Below are 16,221 nucleotides of genomic sequence, written 5' to 3' on the forward strand. Positions count from 1 at the left end.
ATAGACTATACCTCCTTGAGCTGGATGCAATTGTTCTTTTGCATCCAGTTAAATACCTCTCGATACCCATTCCCAATTGTCTTAAACCTCTTTGGATAACGATCCGAAATATTCTACAACAACCTCACGAAATTCCAAAGCAGCCCGAGAAATGTACCGACTCTTGTGCCATATTAAAGCAATTTCCCTTACTAATTCATGATTCTCTATTTGGAGATATTTGATGTCTTCCCGTGAATTTCTTGCTGTGCTTGGTATGAAGGCAAGACCAATCTCAGCTTCCACAAGCGTGATCAACCTTGCAGGTTCATCCCCCTCATACACATATTTAGGCGTAAATCCAACCGATTGGCACACAGAGTCTATTAAATCCCGAGTTCCGTAACCACTCTTAACCCCGACGAACCATTCATCTCTGAGCTCTATCAAAGATACACTGCTTCGATCTGCCAAACGATGTCCCTTAGGAACCGCTACAAGGATAGGGTCGATAAACACGACTTGGCATTCAATGTCGTCCCCTTCTATAGGGGGTGAGGACAAGCAGAAATCCACCTCTCCTCGATCCAAAAGTGTAACCATTTCCTTGGTAGTCAGCATCTGCACGTGAAATTGAATATCAGGTCGCTTTTTCCGAAACTCGCGAAGGATATTGGGTAATGTACTGGCGGTGGTCACCGCTAATTCGAGCATGTTATGTTCCGGGTGAGATAAATCGCTAAGCTCCTGCTTCCCCTGTTCCAATTCAAACAAGGCTCTTTCTGCACGGCGAAGGAATCTGCTTCCGAACTCATTCAGACGCAGGTTCCGCCCTACTCGATCGAATAAAGGGACCCCTAGATCCTCCTCCAAACGCTGGATTGTTTTGCTGAGTGATGATTGAGTAACGTGCAGATTCCGGGCAGCTTCTGTCACATGTTCCAGTCGAGCTACCGCGAGAAAATATTGCAGCTGTAGAAGTTCCATTTCGCACCCCATTCATTCCTTTAAGTCAATGAGAATATAACATAAAATGCGTTGGAATGAATAATTAAAATCAAGTAGGATGACATTAATACGCTTTAGGGGGACCCAAAATGAGTGTTCGGAATTGGTGGTTAATGATTTCAGTGGGTCTAGGGATACTATTGAACCCATTAAATTCTTCAATGGTTTCTGTGGCTATTCCAAGATTGCAAAATGTATTCCAACTTGACTATACAGGTGTTTCCTGGATTATTTTTTCTTTCTACATTGCTAGTAGCATCGCTCAACCTGTCATGGGAAAGGCCAGCGATTTATTTGGTAGGAGAAAAATATTTCTTTCCGGGCTTATAGTAGCCTTCATTGCCTCATTATTAGCTCCATTCGCACCAAGCTTCGCGTGGCTCATCGTGTTCCGCATTGTGCAAGCCATCGGAACTAGCATGATGGTTGCCGTTGGGATGGCCATAGTGCGAATTCATGTAACGGAAAAACAAGCGACAGCGCTGTCTGTTTTGTCCATCTTCCTATCCGGTGCGGCAGCCATCGGCCCCTTTATTGGCGGGGTTATCATACACTGGTGGGGCTGGCCTGCTATCTTTTTCGTCAATATTCCATTTGTGGTAGTGAGCTTTCTATTGTCTTGGAGAAATATTCCTAAGGAACACTCGTCATTAACCGTTTCATCGGGCATGTCCCTTCGCAAATGGTTCAATTGGATAGATGGATCAGGGATCCTGTTCTTCACAGTGGGACTGGTTGCCCTGCTCATTGGATTACTCTCAGCAAAATCATCCGGGCACATCGCTGTAGGAAATGTCGTTGTTTCACTGATAGGACTTGCTCTGCTAGGGGTATTCGTACGACATGAGTTAAAAGCGGCTTCGCCTTTTATCCCTTTACGCACATTCGCCAAATATCCTGCGATGACTTGGGTTAATTTGGAGTTCATGCTCGTTAACGTACTTTATTACTCACTCTTTTTCGGAGTTCCGTCCTACTTGCAAGTGGTTCGCCATGTCAGCGAATATCAAACAGGGATACTTATGCTAACCTTAGGCCTATGCTCTCTAGTTACTTCTCCAATAGCAGGACGATGGATCGATAAATCCGGACCAAGACCGGCATTGCTAGTGTCTGCAATATTGATGACTGCGGGATCGGTATGGCTTGTGACATTAAATCAATCTTCACCGGTTATTAGCGTGTGCCTGGCGTTGGCTGCATTCGGGATTAGCAATGGGTTGAATAATGTAGGCATGCAAGCAGCTTTGTTCCAAAGTTCACCCAAAGAAATCATCGGAGTAGCATCCGGATTATTTAATACATCAAGATATCTGGGAACCATTCTCTCTTCCTTATTGATAGGAATCATAATGAGAGGTAAGTTCAGCTTTGAGGGATTTCAAGTCCTTGGGATTATTCTCACGATCATTGCATTGGCTTTGGTATTCATGAGTCGGCGGCGCCGGAAGTCTGGGGATATGCGGGAGCAATTCAATTGATTAACTTTAACTATTAATAAGTTTGCGAATTTCTTTATAATCTTCCTCCGTTATCAGTCCATCATAACTTGAGAAATCTAAAGTGAATCGCTGACCATCTGTGTATTCATATTGAATAATATACAATCCAGAGCCTATGTCCTTGCTGGCGCCTAAAATACTAATCACTTCTTCATAAGTCATTTTAGCTGTCACTTTGCTTAATTGCTCTTTTGTAGCTGTTTTTATTTCAGTGGGTTCTGATGAATTTTGCTGTACCGGATTCTTTGAATTTTGACAGCCAACCGTGAACACCGCGAGCATTAGTAATACCATTGTTGCAGTTAATAAAACTCTCATTCAAACACCTCCGGATTGTGGGGCTTCCATAGGACTAATATATGCGAAAATAGCTTTTTAATAAAGAAAGTCCCTATGACCAATCTGAACTGTGACCCGTAAGATGGAAACTTTGAAAAAAGTGACCCTCTTACGGGTCATTTTGTGTTTTAATCGAAATATCGAAATAACGGAGGAAGCCTTCATGAATAACAAAACAAGAGGAAGCTCAAGGATATTCAACGAAAATGAGATCAAACAACTAGAGAACAATCCAAATGTAGAGAACGTGACGGAAAAGAGTATTACCTATTCACCAACGTTTAAGTTGGCTGCGGTTAAGGCCTATAAGGAAGGCCAAGCCCCAATGGAGATCTTCCTTAGCGCGGGATTTAACCTAGATATTATCGGTCGCAAGAAGCCTAAGCATTGCCTAACCCGTTGGCGTAATACGTATAATGCTCTGGGAGAGGCTGGACTACTAGAGGAACAACGAGGAAAAGGATCCCCGGGCAGACGACCGGCAGGGGAACTTTCTACCGAGGAAAAGTTAAAACGTGCAGAAGCACGAATCAAGCTTCTGGAGATGGAGAACGACTTCTTAAAAAAGCTGGAGGCGCTCGAAAAGCAGAAGATGCAGAGGAAACGTTGACCCCCTCCGAGCGCTACGAAATTATTAACCAAACGATACGTAAGCACGGTCTGCAGCGAATGACGCGTTATTTGTGTAAGCTAGCTTGTGTGAGCTTAAGCGGATATTACCGTTGGCAAGTCGCTGAGGAAGCAAGACAGTTGCGAGAGAAGGCAGACGAACGAGACGCTTTCCTTATCAAGAAACACTATGACGCTTTGAATGGTAAAGCTGGAGCATTGGTCGTGAAGATGTGGCTGGAACGGGAGAATGGTATCATCATGAATCATAAAAAGATTCGAAGATTAATGCGAAAATATAAGCTTGTTGCTACGATCCGGCAAGCAAATCCCTATCGCAAGATGGCAAAAGCCACACAAGAGCACCAAACGTGTCCCAACCTACTCAAGCGCCAGTTTGACCAAGGAGAGCCTGAGAAAGTTCTGCTGACGGATATTACCTATATGCATTATGGTAATGGACAATGTGCTTATTTATCCGTGGTGAAAGACGGGGCTACGAGACAAATTTTAGCTCACTACCTCTCTTCTTCATTGGCTATGCCAATTGTAGAACGAACACTGGAGAAACTACTTGAACGACTGGATGGCAATATTCATCCAGAAGCCCTTTTACATTCGGATCAAGGAATGCACTATACTCACCCTAGATTCCGCCTTCTCGTACGCGAAGCTGGGTTTACACAGTCCATGTCACGGAAAGGGAACTGCTGGGATAACGCCGCCATGGAGAGCTTTTTTGGCCATATGAAGGATGATTTGGAGTACAAGACATGTATGACTCTCTTGGAATTACGAACAAAGGTTGATGACTATATCGCCTACTATAACTCCGAGCGATATCAATGGACATTAAAAAAGATGACTCCCGATGAATTCAGGAGTCACCTATTAATTGCTTCTTAAAGGTCTTCTTTTTTCAACTTTCCACAAATACGGTCACAGTTCAATCACATCATAGGGACTTTCTAATTGCATTCTTTTTAGTTGTTCCACACTTACATATTCAACGCAACGGGATCTTTAATCACGATGTCCGTATTCATCGCCCTCTTTCACCTGCTGCACTTGTTTACCTGAGAGGTCAATAGACTCTGGTGTAGTCGCATTGAATGCGGAGAGCTGAACATCCACACTAGCAGCCAAAGTATGGGAGGCTCCTTGCGCATCCTGACCCACAAACGTTAGATCTAACTGTTGGTGCTGAAGCTCATTAGCCGGAGTGATATCAGCATTCAAACGGATGCTTTGAATCTGTACACCGTTCGTCAGAGCAATTGCTTGGAAATCAAACAGGTTATGCTGAATTAAATCCTCTGGATCATTTGAATCGACAATCGTTTCTTTACTGGACTCATGATCTTTCTCTTCCCAAAGATCTTGAACAGAACTGGGGCTAACGCTGCACCACTGCCGGGATTTGTGCATTGTCAAGATGCATCGAGATATGCTTGGACCGTCTTTATCGGTAGTAGAGGTGATCTCATTCTTCAAATTGCCGATCAAAGCATCCATGATCGTCTCTTCTTGGCTGCTAAGCCAAACTGCTTCCTTCGGTTCTGCTCCTGTTTCCTGATCCTTCTTATCCTTAATATCCTGCTTTACGTAATAAATATCGGAAGCATCGCTCTTCCAGACCTGTCCGTCAGGCTGACTATAGAGGTTAAGTTCATGGGAACCTTGTGACCCACTAATCTTCACAGCGCCTCTTACGGCTTCATTCGGCAAGCTTACTTTTATACTTCCTTGTGCCTGACTCAGAATACTCCCGTTATCTTTAAGCATCGCATCAGCTTGTACGGTAACAGTTTGCATATTCTCTGCAGTATTCTTAAATGCGGCTTTGTAATCGTCATACCCAGAGGTTCCCGCAAACGCCGTCATTCCGGTAATCAGCATGATCGCCCCGCTAATCCCTGCTGCACCTCCGGTAAGTAGCCATTTCTTCTTCATTTTTGTTCTTCCCTTCATTACTTATTTAGTCTTGTATATTAAGCTTAGGTGCAATTCCTAAATTCGTTGTGAAGAGTCTATTAAATAAATCTTAACTACGATACATTTGGAAGCTTCTCCATCCCTCTGTTTCTGTGAATAAATAATCGGGCGGGGGATAGCAAGTAGACAACACTAATCAATCCAAACAAACAGGCACTGACTTGAAAAGGCAGCAATTGATTCCCTGTGCTTCCCAGCCACCCTCCAATTAGAGGACCAATAACCACCCCTAAACCTTCTATGGAAAACAATAATCCCCAGCTGATCCCCACGGAATCTTCGGGAATGTAACTGGCCATTAACGCATTCCATGAAGGAAGCAAAGCAGCATAAGCACACCCCAGCAGAAGCGCGAGCCCAATGGCAGCGGAGAAGGAGTTAATAGAAGTTAGACCGAACAAGGCAAGCGCAAACACGCCGAATCCAACGACAAGGAACCATTTGCCTCCAACTTGATCAAACCATTTTCCCATAGGGACAAGAAATAGAACTACACCTGCTCCTCCCATAAATAGCACGATAGACAGCTGTGAATGAGACAAACCCAGATGTGAGATCGCAAAGCTTGTTAAAAAAGGGACCAATATCCCGCCCGCTGTAGTCTGCAGCAGCATGCCGGGGACCAAAAATCCCCCCTTCTTCACTTTGTTCCATAGAGATACAAACTGCCCGCCTACAGATATATTCACACTCTGCACCGAGACATTTTTCATCTTTACAAGACCTACCATAATCCAGCCCGCTACAAAAAATAATCCAATGACAGCAAGGGACAGCGACAACCCGCCGCCAATTAATAAATTCATCATTACAGGACCCAGACCTAAACCAGCCATCCAGTATACGTACAGGGTTCCCATCTGCTGTGCTCGTTTTTCTTCTGATACCTGGCTCATACATAAGATCCAGATCGGTGAGAATCCGGCACCCAAGCAAGCAGAGGCTACAATAAGCATCCAAGAACTATGCGTTGTCACCATCACTAACAGTCCAACGAATCCAAGAAAAAACCCTCCATGAAGCACGGTGCGCCCAGGATATCTATCCAAGAGATAGCCGATGAAGCTTTTGATCAAGCTGTCCGTTAAATAGTGCGCGGAGACCGCAACGCCGACTACTGACGTTGTAAGCCCCCAGCTCGTCAATATATAAGTGGGTAAGAACGTGATTAGGACAGCCCCTCTTATCCACTCTATAAAAAAGAGAATCATTGCGAGGCGGGTAAACGTCTGCTGTTGTCTTTCTTTCTTCCTAATAATATCCATGAATCGTCTTCGCCTGCCCTTCAACAAGCATGGATTTTGCTGCGGGAACAGAGGGCTGACGCAATTTAATAGCCTCTAAAGCTTCGGTAACGATAGCATCCGAGGCTGATTTCCGCGAAAAGACCTTCATATGCTGTTCCCTTTCATCTCTGTACGCCGTATGCTCCAATCGCTGAAGCTGCTCTACTAACTGCTCCTCATTTCGTGCAATCTCTATCAAATGCTGCCCAGATAACCATTCTGCATTACCTGCCTCCTGACCCGGGAGTGGTCGATAGACGATAACTGGAAGTGTTTGAGCCATCGCCTCAGTCAAGGTAATCCCGCCAGCCTTGGTCAATAAACAGGAAGCTATGCACATCAGCTCCTGCATTTCTTCGGTATATCCCAAAATGTGAACTCGAGGGTTCTCTTGAAAAAGCTCCCCCGTAGCTGCTCGAAGCTTATGATTATTCCCGCACAATACGATGACATCGAAGCTCGATTGAAGCAGTACTCGTTTTATTAAACTGCTAATGTCACTTAATACGCCGTAAGCTCCTGCCGCCAGTAGTAGATATTGACGATCTCCGCTTAACCCATGTTTGCGTAAAAGCGCTTCACGATCCTGAGTCTGCTCAAATGCCTCACGAATTGGAATCCCACTGACCACAAGCTTCTCTTCAGCGACCCCTGCCGACATCAGCGTTGTCTTCATGTCTTCTGAAGCGATAAAATATTTTGTCGTTTGTGGATGAAGCCACCTGCCATGAACTACATAATCCGTCATAACTGTGAACAAAGGCATTCTACTACCTGTTGTGGATGCTAGCTCAGCAGCAGCCAAATAAGGAAAGGTATGAATAATAATATCCGGCTGTATCTCGTTGATGATCCTTTGCACTTTTCGTTTGCCCATAGAATGTATGAGTCTGCCCATGAACTGTTCTGGTCTCATCTTGCTCGTCATTGTGTACAATAATCCATAAAATTCTTGCGTATACCCCGTGTTGTTTAAATAGAACCTTCGGGATAGCTCATTCAAGGCAGGGTGAACTACAGCGAATAGATCTAAGGTGGTAATCCGACTGATCCCTCTACGTCTAAATGAATTTTCGATGGCTTCAGCGACTTTCATATGCCCGTCTCCAAATGCCGACGTAACAATAAGTACTTTAGGATCTGTGTTCATGACAAAGCTCCTTTTTCTCATGGCCTCCTTTAACTCTAACTCTGAATCGTAAACGGATAGTGAAGGGATTCTTAACTGAATATTAATTTCAATATTTTCTAAAAAGAGACCTCGTCACAGCCAGTTTTTGCCCACAAAAAAAACGATGACCTTTGGCAAAATAGCCAATAGTCATCGCTTGATATACGCTACTATGATTTAACACTACCTCTCGTGCACAATAACCCCTTTAGAAACACGCAGATTCGTATACTCCTCCATGATTTCTGGAACATCTTTCAACGAAAACCGGTGGCTAATCAATGACTCAATCTGAACGATCCCCTTCTCAATTAACGCAATCGATTCCTCATGTGTATAAGGATTAATAAAAGATCCCATGATGACCAGCTCTTTCGTGAAAATTTCGAATGGGGAGACTTGAATACATGTGTCAGGGGAAGCAACACCAAACATTAATACTTGTCCACCCTTACGTGATGCCTTAACCGCCAGCTCCATGGAATCCGCCCGGCCTACACATTCAATCACAATATCAAATTGATGATGAAGAGCTTCCATCACACCTGCTGCTGCAGGAGAAACCGCTTCATCCGCACCTAATTCGACTAATCGGTCATGTTTGAACATTTCCGGCTCACTGACAATGATCCCTTTAACACCCGCAGCTTTTACGAGCTGCAAGAACAATTGACCAATAAAACCACCACCGATAATCAGGACTTGGTGAGCTCTACGAATGTCGAGCTTCTTATAGCCATGAAGAACACAACCTAGAGGTTCAATCATCGCCCCTTCGATCCAGCTCATTTCATCAGGTAACAAGTAACAGTTCGCGGCAGGAACTACGCAATATTCGCCCATGCCTCCATCACGAGTTACTCCAACAGCCTGCAAGTTATCGCACAGATGCACTTTTCCATTCCGGCAAAAATAACAGTTCCCACAATAGATGTTAGGATCCACGGATACACGGTCCCCAACCTGAAGAGCCGTAACCTCGTCACCCACAGCAACCACTTCCCCTGCGAGCTCATGCCCTAACACAACCGGAGCGTTCACCTCCGCAGACCCAGGATATCCATGATAAATATGCTGATCTGTACCACAGATCCCGCAGCATTTCACACGAAGTTTAACTTCTTTGAGGTCTACAGCTGGAGCTTCCCATTCCATAAAATCAATGCGCTTATTTCCCTGAAATACGGCCGCCTTCATATTAGTACATCTCCTTCAGTTCTAAGCTTCTGTATAGATGCATCATTCATCGCCGTCACACGTAGGGTTTCCCAAGGAAGTTCCCCTGCAGCAGCATGATGTACATGAACCGTCTTCTCCTCACCTGGGATCAGATCAAAGAAATTATCATCCATGATCACCCAAGGAGCATCCAGTTCAATCATCACCATCCGGGCAACACGATCCGAGATCAAACGGATATGTCCTTTTACTTCATCCACAGAGATCTGAATATGTGCTTCTTGATAATCCATATCTTTATAATCTCTTTAATAGAGAACATACTCTTCTGTCACCTGTTTCTTCGAACGAAGCACGGCCACAACCTCGCGCGGACTATGCTGTTGCAGTACCTCAGCCTCAGGTAAATTGGCAAAATTCATTTTACCGTTTGCTTCAACAGTCACATCGAATGCACGCTGATATACAATCGTACCATCCATCCGATAGATTGTTAATTCCGCCTCATCCTCATAAATCTCACGCCGATCATTAACAGCCCATAACTGCAGCTGCCCATTCGGATCATGATCTACACATAAGAGTACCGGTGCAAAGAATTTACGCGCATAGTGATAGCTTGCTTTTGGCAAGCCATAGTAATCGATGACAGACCAGCTTGTTCCCGGCCAGCAATCATTAAACTGCCAGAACAAAGCCCCGCTCGTATCCGGCTTATTACGGCGATAATGCTCAATACCATATCTTAACCCTTCTGCCTGGGTAAGCATCGAGAATTGAATATATTCATAGATATCCTTCGGAATTCCAGTATAACCTTCCATGAGCATAATACCCTTTGGATAATGGACATCTTTATTACGGTATTTCATTTCATCGCTATCCCAGTAGAACTGATTGTCCGGCATGTTCTTCGCTAAAGTATAACGATTGGAAGCGGCATGCAGTCCGAATTCACTGGCGAATTTCGTAAAATCTGACTTGAATCGTTTGAACGATATCCCTTCAACACTATAATCCTGTGTCTGTGGTTCACCAAATTGACGAGGCTCATTATTCCCATGCCAGACTTGCCAGTTATGTGTATCGCCCACATCACGCGAATTATGATCATTTCCACCAAAAGGGGAACTAGGCCAAAACGTTCGCGTTGGATCGAGCTGCTCCAACACCGCAGGCATGAGCTCATGATATATTTTCTCACCATAAAAAGGATGTGTAATCTCGCCGCTAGAGGAGAGTGCCTCATACAACCAATCATTCTCGTTATTCCCGCACCATAAGGCAAGACTCGTACGACTGCGAAGACGTTTTACGACCTGCTCAATTTCTCGGTGAACATTATTCATGAAATTACGATTATAATCAGGATACAACGCACAAGCGAACATGAAGTCCTGCCAGATTAAGATTCCTAACCGGTCACATTCATCAAAGAAAATATCCCGCTCATAAATGCCTCCGCCCCAAGCGCGAATCATATTCATATTGGCAGCCTTGGCCATTTGAAGGAGATGCGTATATCGGCTATCCGGTACGGTCGCAATAAAGCTATCAATAGGGATCCAATTTGCACCTTTGGCAAAAACCTTTACACCGTTCAATACAAACGTAAAAGCATGGCGCCCCTCTTCATCAAGCTGCATTAACTCGATCTTACGAATCCCAAATCGCTGCTCATAAGTATCGATTGGCTCCCCATCTGCAAATAACGTAACACGTAATTGATATAAGAAAGGCGTTCCTAGATCATGCGTCCACCATAGCTTCGGATCTATCACCCGCAAAGTAACTGAATGATGAAGCGTGCGTGCTGTAATCGCCCCGTCAACCGTAATCCCTGAAGCTCTGTCTAAAGAGACATACGCTTTCGCAACGCGCTCTGTACCTTCTAAGAGTTCCACACACGCCGTATATGAACACTCGCGATCAAAGGCATGTGCGCATAAATCCACATCAACGATACCTACTTGATCCTGGATCGAAGTTGTTCGAGCAAACACATGATCTAAATGTGCATGACGGCGTTTAATTAAATGCACCTCTTTCCAAATCCCTGCACAGACCAGACGTGGACCCCAGTCCCAGCCAAAATGACTCTGCGCTTTACGTGTCCAGATCCGCTTCTTGCTATAGCCCGACCAATAATATTGGACCTTATCGCCTGCGTGTACATGAATAGGATCAAATTTTACGGCAAGCGTATTCTTCCCTTGATTTAATTCACGGGTTACATCAAAAGAATGGCTGATGAACATATTATCCGTTGATCCAAGCTCCACACCGTTAAGATATACGGTCGCATAGGTATCTAACCCTTCGAACAAAAGCTCCATCTTCTCACCAGGTTGAGGATCAGAATCGTATGAAAAGATCGTTCGATACCACCATACCTTTTCTTCAACCCAACGGCATTTCTGATCTTGGTGGCCAAAGAAAGGATCCTCAATGATGCCTTTCTCCCGAAGCGTCGTATGGATGTCATCGGGCACTGTGGTGGTCATCCAGAAATAATCAATGAACTCTGGGGATGCAACTTCAAGATCCCGGACTTCCCCGACATTAAAATCACGAAGTTTCCAGTTTTCAGTTAATTTGATATTCATTATCTACGTCATCTCTCCCAAATTAAAACGCCAAAACCACTACGGTTTTGACGTTTTATTGTTATACGTATACCAAGCTGTCTAGAATTTCTTGTACACTAAGTTCTGCGCAAGCCATTGATGTATCCGCAACTCCGTAATACATTTTGACGACATCGCCTTCCACAAGTGCACCGCAAGAGAATACAACATCTCCGAAGAATCCATTCTTCTCATAATCCGCTTCCGGCTCCATAATCGGAGCATTGGAACGCGCAATCACTTTCGAGGGATCATTTAGATCTAACAAGACTGCCCCCATGCAATAGCGATGTTCCAGTGTTGCCCCGTGATACAACTCCAGCCAACCTATATCGGTCTTGAATGGAACCGCACCGCCGCCAATCCGGCCACTATCCCACATCCCGTCACGCAAACCGATCAGATGCTTATGATTGCCCCAATATAATAAATTGTCCGATTCTGCAATCCATATTTCAGGATTTCCCGTGCTTTTCGTCGTTGGACGGTGCAATGCATAATATTTGCCGTTAATTTTCTCTGGGAAAATCAATACGTCTTTATTATCCGGCCCAAAGATCATGCCGTGATGAGTTACATTCACGAAATCTTTAGTTGATACCAGCGATTCTCCAACGCCCACAGGGGAGACTGCCGAGAAATATATATAGTAGGTATCCCCAATTTGGGTTACGCGGGGATCTTCTACCCCGAAGGTTTCCAGTGAATTGCTAGGGTACACAAATGGCTTCTCATCCACCGTAAAATGATGTCCATCCTTACTTCGAGCAATTCGGATATAAGATAATGAAGTCAAGTACTGGAATGTAGCACTGGCGGATCTATTCTTGATCACACGCGGATCAGAGAAATCGAAACGCTCGTCATCCGTATTCAGATCCAAAATATCTAATTCATTGGTCTCCGGATTATAAATCGGAGCTTTCACAATTTTAGGGTCCTTACTGATTGGACGTTCTGCTACTCGAAGAAACATTAATATTTCACCATTATAGCTAGCGATACCGGCATTAAATGCACCGATCACTTCAAAGTCCTCGTGATACGGCTTGACGTCCGCCGGTGTAATCAGCGGATTTTGTTCATAACGATAGATTTTCATGTTGTAATAACTCCCTTAACCAAATGGATTTCATGCTATAAAATTTCAAATTGAGCAAATGGATCAGGGATTGTCGCACGTTGTGCTTCAGCATCGCTGATTCCTGCATATATGTGAGCTGTGCCGTCTTGATGACGTACGAGCCCGCCGCTGAATACGACATCCTCTAAATCAGGACGTTTGGAAACGCCTGGCAAGAACTGATTGCGTACAGCGATTAATTGAATATCCGAATATTCACCTGTTTCCGGATCGATAGCGAACACCATGGGGTAGTAGTGACGATCACCCGCCTCATCAAAAGATGCGATATGCCCAAGGACACCGAGAAGCCCGTTCTTCAGCAAGTGTGCTTCATTCGCGCCGCCCCACTCTTCATCAACGAACTGCTCTTCCAACAACAGTGTTTCTTCGATCAACGGAATGGATAACGCCTCCAACGAGGCAATGCGGGTAAAACCGATTTTCCCGCGTCCTCCTTTATCTCCTTGAGGGCGGGTCAGCACTCCAATGCTATCTTTCAGGTCAACCAGCCGCAAATCTTTCATACCATCCGGACCAATAAAGAATAACTCTAAGCTAGCGATGTTCTTCCCGCGGTAGAATACTGTACGCCACATTAAGGCATCAGCTTTTACCGGATGCGGGTAAATTTGAACACCTCCAACAATTAATTCGCCATTGATTTTCGTAAAAAACGGATCTTGAAGTTTAAGAATAGGCGCTCCTTCACGAGGAGCCCACTGTCCATCACGCTCGACGAAAAAAACGACATTGGAATGCTCGCTGTCACGGGCTTCAACCCGACCTGCTATCACCCATTCACCTTCATCTTGGAAAGGTGCTGTAATGTTATAGACATCTTTGTGATCTACACCGGTGAAATTTAATTTCTGCGTATCTGTTACGATCACGTCTTTCATCGCGTATTCCATGAGCAATTGTTCACATGTTTTCACAGCAGTTTTGTGCAGCTTCATAATAATAACGTTCCTCTCTAATCAAATAATAGCGGCTCGCACATCCATATTGCGGCTTCATTCGGCAATAGAGTGACCAAGTCTGTGCCACTCACTGTCTCTCGGCGGCTTGATAATATACAGGCTGCTTGCCCATCCAGCAACATACTAGGATCAATCTGTACGCTTTGCTTGTCAAAATTCAAAGCTACGAGTGCTCTAGTATTGAGTGTTTTCAACGTTCTTACATATAAAATAAGATTGCCTCTGCGTTCCAGCACGTCATACTCTCCAAACTGAAACACGTCCTGTGTATTGCGCAAGCGGAGAAGCTTTTTATAATAATGAAGTAATGAATTCGGTTGACTTGATTCGGACTGCACGTTTAATTGCTCATAATTTGGGCCCATGTCAATCCATGGTTTCCCTGAAGTAAACCCGCCCTGGGGACCTGCGTTCCATTGCATCGGAGAACGGGATGCATCTCTTCCCTTCGCATTCGCAATTTCCAAGGCTTCTGCCCGGGTAGCCCCCCGCTGTAGTGCAATTTCATATGCGTTTAATCCTTGGATATCCCGCATATCCTCCAGCTTATGGGCTACGAAATTCCGCATCCCAATCTCTTCACCGAAATATAGGAAAGGTACCCCTTTTGCGGTCAAGGCCAGCGTTGCCATCAGACGAGCCCGTTCCTCCTCAATCTCCGCATCTCCTTCGCCAAAACGCGAAATCACGCGATCCATATCATGACTGCCGAAGAATAACGTTGGAATCTGATCCTCACGGTGTACCTGCTCCATCGTCTTAAGCTCAGCGAATAAATTTTCCGGACTAAATTCCTTCTGGCTTCCCAAATTGAAATTAAAGACTACATCCATCTTACCCGCTCCGCTGTAATGCCTCAGCATGTCCATGTCTTCAGATCCGACCTCACCTACCATGAACATCCCGCTATGCGCATGAACAAACTCACTAATTTCCTCGATGGCCTCTATAATTCCATTTTGATTCTGGTCATGCACATGCTTTTGTTCACCCGTTAATTCATCCATCGGATTATCCGGGAATTGATCGGACACCGACAAGAAGTTGATCACATCTAGCCGGAAACCGCAAACGCCTTTGCCTAGCCAATAAGCCATGACATCCTTCATCGCTTCTTTTACTTCCGGATTCGCCCAGTTCAAATCGACCTGTTCTTTCGCAAACCCATGATAGTAATACTGTTCCGTAGCAGCATCCCATTCCCACGCTGTTCCGCCAAAAAAAGACTCCCAGTTATTTGGAACCCCGCCGTTCACAGCGTCCTTCCAAATGTACCAATCCCGCTTCGGATTTGTTCTTGAGGATCGGGATTCCTTGAACCACGCATGCTCTGAAGACGTATGATTCAAGACAAGATCGGCAATCACTCTGATTCCGCGAGTCTTTGCTTCCTGAATAAAGCGTTCAAAGTCTTCCATCGTTCCATAATCCGGGTCAATCTGGTAATAATCCGCAATATATAAATAGGGGAATACCATAATCACGAGCAGTACGATCGCAATCAGATAGCGGATCGACAGCCGGAGCTTGATGTTTGAATTAGACCCAACCATTGCGCTTACCCCACATTTCCAGAATTTTTCGGATTACGAATATAGATATAAATGTCGCAACCGCAGCCATAATCGCTATAGCTGATGCGTAACCTGCCTGCAGGTTCTTAAATGCTTGACTGTATATTTCCATTTGCCATGTATTCGTTGCATAATTTGGTCCGCCGCCTGTTAATTGGTAGACCTCAGTAAAGATACCGAATGTTGCACCAAAGGATAAAATTAAGGTTGTATAAATCGCAGGGTACAGCAAAGGCAACGTAATTTTCCAGAACCTTTGGCTGTCCTTCACGCCATCAATTGCCGCTGCTTCATATACTTCCTGATCAATACTTTCTAAACCTGAAGTAAGAATTAACGCATAGTAACCTGTAAATTTCCAAGCCATAATCATCGCAACGACGAACAATGCCGAAAAAGATCCGCCGAGCCAGTCAATATCAAGACCTAACCGTTCCCTTAGAAACGTCTGAACAGGACTTGTATGTGACAAAAAACCTTTAACAATAAGGGATGCAACAACCCCTGATGAAAGATATGGCAAAAAGAATCCAATAAGAAATACGGTTTTTAATTTAGGTAAGCCCTTTACAATTACCGCTACAAAAAGCGACATTGCTGTGACAATCGGTACAAATATGATCATAAATTTGTACGTTACCCAAAATGCCGATTTTACCCCTGGTGTGCCTAATGCTTTGGTAAAGTTCTTGAATCCTACAAAATCATAAGTTGGTGAAATCAAGTCCCAGTTAGTAAAAGACAAGTATAGAGACCAAATAAGCGGGCCCAAGAAAAACACAGTCGAAAAAATAAGGTAAGGGCTGGCAAAAAGCCAGCCTAACCGATTATTATTTTTTTCAATCA

14 protein-coding genes are annotated in these 16,221 nt (G+C 44.5%); 2 read left to right on the top strand and 12 right to left on the bottom strand.

The window, feature by feature from the left end:
- Positions 1–81: 81 nt before the first annotated feature.
- On the bottom strand, positions 82–966 hold the full coding sequence (locus NSU15_RS21925) for a LysR substrate-binding domain-containing protein (protein WP_042130001.1): 885 nt from the start codon (positions 964–966) through the stop codon (positions 82–84).
- A gap of 110 nt (positions 967–1,076) precedes the next feature.
- On the opposite strand from NSU15_RS21925, the gene NSU15_RS21930 reads away from it, so the two are divergent.
- Positions 1,077–2,468 (top strand): MFS transporter, encoded by a 1,392-nt coding sequence (locus NSU15_RS21930; protein WP_339287519.1) that lies wholly within the window; start codon positions 1,077–1,079, stop codon positions 2,466–2,468.
- Between the two features lie 6 nt (positions 2,469–2,474).
- Here NSU15_RS21930 and NSU15_RS21935 read toward each other — a convergent pair whose 3' ends face one another.
- Positions 2,475–2,807: a hypothetical protein gene (locus NSU15_RS21935; RefSeq protein ID WP_042130003.1), complete on the bottom strand. Its 333-nt coding sequence runs from the start codon at positions 2,805–2,807 to the stop codon at positions 2,475–2,477.
- 184 nt (positions 2,808–2,991) lie between these two features.
- On the opposite strand from NSU15_RS21935, the gene NSU15_RS21940 reads away from it, so the two are divergent.
- A protein-coding gene (locus NSU15_RS21940) for an IS3 family transposase (RefSeq protein ID WP_139328450.1) occupies positions 2,992–4,343 on the top strand; the annotation gives its coding sequence in 2 pieces (ribosomal slippage) (positions 2,992–3,379 and positions 3,379–4,343; 1,353 coding nt in all).
- 117 nt (positions 4,344–4,460) lie between these two features.
- Here the strand turns inward: NSU15_RS21940 and NSU15_RS21945 are convergent.
- The 10 genes from NSU15_RS21945 to NSU15_RS21990 form a co-directional block, all read right to left on the bottom strand.
- Entirely contained in the window at positions 4,461–5,390 is a 930-nt protein-coding gene (locus NSU15_RS21945) for a hypothetical protein (protein ID WP_042130005.1), read from the bottom strand.
- A gap of 95 nt (positions 5,391–5,485) precedes the next feature.
- The gene (locus tag NSU15_RS21950) at positions 5,486–6,697 is read right to left on the bottom strand and encodes an MFS transporter (protein ID WP_076117108.1); all 1,212 of its coding nucleotides are present in this window, start codon (positions 6,695–6,697) and stop codon (positions 5,486–5,488) included.
- Positions 6,684–7,868 carry a glycosyltransferase gene (locus NSU15_RS21955; RefSeq protein WP_339287520.1) on the bottom strand — a complete coding sequence of 395 codons (1,185 nt, stop codon included), beginning with the start codon at positions 7,866–7,868 and terminating at the stop codon, positions 6,684–6,686. The genes NSU15_RS21950 and NSU15_RS21955 overlap by 14 nt, the downstream gene beginning before the upstream one ends.
- Before the next feature lie 204 nt (positions 7,869–8,072).
- Positions 8,073–9,086 (bottom strand): zinc-dependent alcohol dehydrogenase family protein, encoded by a 1,014-nt coding sequence (locus tag NSU15_RS21960; protein WP_076117111.1) that lies wholly within the window; start codon positions 9,084–9,086, stop codon positions 8,073–8,075.
- Entirely contained in the window at positions 9,083–9,361 is a 279-nt protein-coding gene (locus NSU15_RS21965; RefSeq protein ID WP_339287521.1) for a glycoside hydrolase family 2 protein, read from the bottom strand. The genes NSU15_RS21960 and NSU15_RS21965 overlap by 4 nt, the downstream gene beginning before the upstream one ends.
- A 15-nt stretch (positions 9,362–9,376) precedes the next feature.
- Positions 9,377–11,674, bottom strand: coding sequence for a sugar-binding domain-containing protein (locus NSU15_RS21970; RefSeq protein WP_339287522.1), 2,298 nt, complete (start codon positions 11,672–11,674; stop codon positions 9,377–9,379).
- Positions 11,675–11,735: 61 nt separating this feature from the next.
- Complete coding sequence (locus NSU15_RS21975) at positions 11,736–12,797, bottom strand: glycoside hydrolase family 130 protein (protein ID WP_076117113.1); 1,062 nt, start codon at positions 12,795–12,797, stop codon at positions 11,736–11,738.
- Between the two features lie 35 nt (positions 12,798–12,832).
- Positions 12,833–13,777, bottom strand: a complete 945-nt coding sequence (locus tag NSU15_RS21980) for a DUF1861 family protein (RefSeq protein ID WP_339287523.1) — start codon at positions 13,775–13,777, stop codon at positions 12,833–12,835.
- 17 nt (positions 13,778–13,794) lie between these two features.
- Entirely contained in the window at positions 13,795–15,354 is a 1,560-nt protein-coding gene (locus NSU15_RS21985; protein WP_339287524.1) for an alpha-amylase family glycosyl hydrolase, read from the bottom strand.
- Complete coding sequence (locus NSU15_RS21990) at positions 15,341–16,219, bottom strand: sugar ABC transporter permease (RefSeq protein WP_339291414.1); 879 nt, start codon at positions 16,217–16,219, stop codon at positions 15,341–15,343. The genes NSU15_RS21985 and NSU15_RS21990 overlap by 14 nt, the downstream gene beginning before the upstream one ends.
- Positions 16,220–16,221: the final 2 nt, after the last annotated feature.

Origin of the sequence: Paenibacillus sp. FSL E2-0201 (assembly GCF_037963325.1) — a bacterium.
In the GTDB taxonomy this organism is placed as follows: Bacteria; Bacillota; Bacilli; order Paenibacillales; family Paenibacillaceae; genus Paenibacillus_AQ.

Excerpts from the sequence above, each read along its gene's own strand:
- NSU15_RS21925 (WP_042130001.1), bottom strand. The coding sequence starts at position 966 with ATGGAACTTCTACAGCTGCAATATTTTCTCGCGGTAGCTCGACTGGAA.
- NSU15_RS21930 (WP_339287519.1), top strand. The coding sequence starts at position 1,077 with ATGAGTGTTCGGAATTGGTGGTTAATGATTTCAGTGGGTCTAGGGATA.
- NSU15_RS21935 (WP_042130003.1), bottom strand. The coding sequence starts at position 2,807 with ATGAGAGTTTTATTAACTGCAACAATGGTATTACTAATGCTCGCGGTG.
- NSU15_RS21945 (WP_042130005.1), bottom strand. The coding sequence starts at position 5,390 with ATGAAGAAGAAATGGCTACTTACCGGAGGTGCAGCAGGGATTAGCGGG.
- NSU15_RS21950 (WP_076117108.1), bottom strand. The coding sequence starts at position 6,697 with ATGGATATTATTAGGAAGAAAGAAAGACAACAGCAGACGTTTACCCGC.
- NSU15_RS21955 (WP_339287520.1), bottom strand. The coding sequence starts at position 7,868 with ATGAACACAGATCCTAAAGTACTTATTGTTACGTCGGCATTTGGAGAC.
- NSU15_RS21960 (WP_076117111.1), bottom strand. The coding sequence starts at position 9,086 with ATGAAGGCGGCCGTATTTCAGGGAAATAAGCGCATTGATTTTATGGAA.
- NSU15_RS21965 (WP_339287521.1), bottom strand. The coding sequence starts at position 9,361 with ATGGATTATCAAGAAGCACATATTCAGATCTCTGTGGATGAAGTAAAA.
- NSU15_RS21970 (WP_339287522.1), bottom strand. The coding sequence starts at position 11,674 with ATGAATATCAAATTAACTGAAAACTGGAAACTTCGTGATTTTAATGTC.
- NSU15_RS21975 (WP_076117113.1), bottom strand. The coding sequence starts at position 12,797 with ATGAAAATCTATCGTTATGAACAAAATCCGCTGATTACACCGGCGGAC.
- NSU15_RS21980 (WP_339287523.1), bottom strand. The coding sequence starts at position 13,777 with ATGAAGCTGCACAAAACTGCTGTGAAAACATGTGAACAATTGCTCATG.
- NSU15_RS21985 (WP_339287524.1), bottom strand. The coding sequence starts at position 15,354 with ATGGTTGGGTCTAATTCAAACATCAAGCTCCGGCTGTCGATCCGCTAT.